This is a genomic window from Pseudoalteromonas sp. PS5, from assembly GCF_004103255.1.
Lineage (GTDB): Bacteria > Pseudomonadota > Gammaproteobacteria > Enterobacterales > Alteromonadaceae > Pseudoalteromonas > Pseudoalteromonas peptidolytica.
Window position 1 is genome coordinate 1 of record NZ_RCSQ01000256.1, and the last position, 2,233, is coordinate 2,233.

Genomic DNA, 2,233 nt, shown 5'->3' on the forward strand with positions numbered 1-2,233 from the left:
GCTAACCGCGTTAAAAATTTCTCATTTAGAACAACTAAATAGCAAAATTCTTGCCTTGCCTATGGATGTAGGTACCAAAGCGATAGCAGGACGCGGTAGCGGAGTTATCGACAAGATTTCCTCGCCTCAAAATAGACCACTTAATTAAGAAAATTGCTATTATCAGCGCTGCATTGATATGCGTGACGCCTAAAACGAAGAAACCGAGCACAAGGCTCGGTTCACTTTCAATCATACATTTGTATGTGGGCTTAGGCAGTAAGTCTCTGTTTGATTAAACCAGACATTTTGCCCATGTCAGCACGACCTTCAGCTTTTGCCTTGATAGCGCCCATAACTTTGCCCATGTCTTGCATACCAGCTGCACCAGTTTGTGCAATCACGGCATCAATTAGCTCAATGATTTCATCTTCACTAAGTGGTTTAGGAAGGAAAGTCTCAAGTACGCTAATTTCAGTAGCTTCGATTTCAGCTAAGTCTTCACGCCCTGCATCTTTGTACTGGGTATAAGAATCGCGACGCTGCTTTACCAATTTAACTAAAACAGCAGTTATTCCTGCATCATCTAGTGTCGTTTGGTTATCGATTTCTCGCTGTTTAATTTCAGCAAGTACCGCACGAATCGCGCCAAGACGAAGTTTGTCTTTGGCTTTCATCGCTTCTTTTTGCGCGTCTTTTAGCGTAACTAATAAGCTCATTGATACAAGACCAATACTAATTAGTATAATTTAACGCGACGTGCGTTTTCGCGAGAAAGCTTTTTCATGTGACGCTTAACAGCTGCAGCTTTTTTACGCTTACGCTCAGCAGTTGGCTTCTCATAGTGCTCGCGACGACGAACTTCAGAAAGGATACCTGCTTTTTCACATGAACGTTTGAAACGACGTAGTGCAACGTCAAACGGCTCGTTTTCTCTTACTTTAATTACTGGCATTAAAAATTCACCTACCTAATTAATGAGCTTAGCTCTATCTGGCTAAAAACTAGCCAATTGGTTCAAAAATGGTGCGGTATTGTAATCTGAAGCAAGACCGCATGTAAAGCTTAAATTATAGCTAAACACAGAGTCTCTGTCATGTGACGCTCTGGTCTAGGTTTTTTCGGATAATTTACCGTTGGTAAAGGCGGCAAATCACTTGTCCTGCCTGCTTTTCCTTTTTTATTTTCCAGTTAGAAGGAATATCTGGCTGCGCATCTTGCTCAAACTCAACATAAATTAAAGCTTCTTCACTAAGCCAATGACTTGATTCAAGCAATGCACAGCACGGTGAGACCAAGTTTTTACGAAAAGGGGGGTCGATAAACACCAAATCATATTGCTGTTGTTGCGGATTGTTCGCTAACACCGTCAGTGCATCTTGATTTATAACTTCAACATTACCGAGCTTGAGTAAGGTCGAATTAGCTGTAAGTTGAGTTGCTGCCTTTCTATCAAGTTCAATAAATGTTCCATGGGCTGCAAACCGAGATATTGCTTCAAAGCCTAAGCTTCCTGCACCTGCAAAACAATCCAGCACTTTGGCATCTCTAACATCTTGCATAAGCCAATTAAATACCGTTTCTTTCATTCTGTCGGTGGTTGGACGCAGTCCCTCTACATCATGAACAGGTAATTTACGACCTTTGTGTTTTCCGCTAATTAAGCGAATGAAACCTGATTGCTTAGGATTAGATTTGGGCTTAGATTTTCTCATAGCGACGTAATTTGCTTCTTTATTAAAGGTTCACGGTATCAGGATTTTTCATCCTCACGGAACATGGTACACTTGCTCACAATTTTGTCTAAGCACTAAGGTTGCCAACCTCGGCTTGCCTTTCAAGCTCAAAATTAAGTGTGAATTCAATCCAACTTGCAGCAATAAGTCTAAGCAGGTTGGTATTTTCAAGTATGGTATCAAGATCATCGACACTTTGCTTTGGGTTTATGCAATTTATCTAACACGGTCGTAAGTGAATATGGGAAAAAAAAATAAGTTTTTATCTTGGTTAGGCTTTGGAAAATCCGATAAAGCGCAACAAGAAGCAGAACGTGAGGCACAACTAGCCAAAGAGCAAGCAGAACGTGAAGAGGCTGAACGCCAAGCCCAACAGGCTAAAGAAGCCGCTGAGCGAGCAGAGGCAGAGCGCCAAGCCCAACTAGCCAAAGAAGCAGCTGAGCGTGAAGAGGCAGAGCGCCAAGCACAACTGGCGAAAGAAGCCGCTGAGCGTGCAGAAGCAGAGCGCCAAGCACAAC

3 protein-coding genes and 1 pseudogene are annotated in these 2,233 nt (G+C 42.4%); 1 reads left to right on the top strand and 3 read right to left on the bottom strand.

What is annotated here, in order from left to right; all coding sequences use genetic code 11:
* Window positions 1-251: 251 nt before the first annotated feature.
* The 3 genes from D9603_RS21495 to rsmD all read right to left on the bottom strand — a co-directional run bounded on the left by D9603_RS21495 (window position 252) and on the right by rsmD (window position 1,694).
* Complete coding sequence (locus tag D9603_RS21495; RefSeq protein WP_125252104.1) at window positions 252-698, bottom strand: GatB/YqeY domain-containing protein; 447 nt, start codon at window positions 696-698, stop codon at window positions 252-254.
* Between the two features lie 20 nt (window positions 699-718).
* Complete coding sequence (rpsU, locus tag D9603_RS21500) at window positions 719-934, bottom strand: 30S ribosomal protein S21 (protein ID WP_010362466.1); 216 nt, start codon at window positions 932-934, stop codon at window positions 719-721.
* 175 nt (window positions 935-1,109) lie between these two features.
* Entirely contained in the window at window positions 1,110-1,694 is a 585-nt protein-coding gene (gene rsmD / locus D9603_RS21505; RefSeq protein WP_125252103.1) for a 16S rRNA (guanine(966)-N(2))-methyltransferase RsmD, read from the bottom strand.
* A gap of 262 nt (window positions 1,695-1,956) precedes the next feature.
* On the opposite strand from rsmD, the pseudogene D9603_RS21510 reads away from it, so the two are divergent.
* Window positions 1,957-2,233: pseudogene (locus D9603_RS21510) on the top strand (signal recognition particle-docking protein FtsY); the annotation flags it as partial.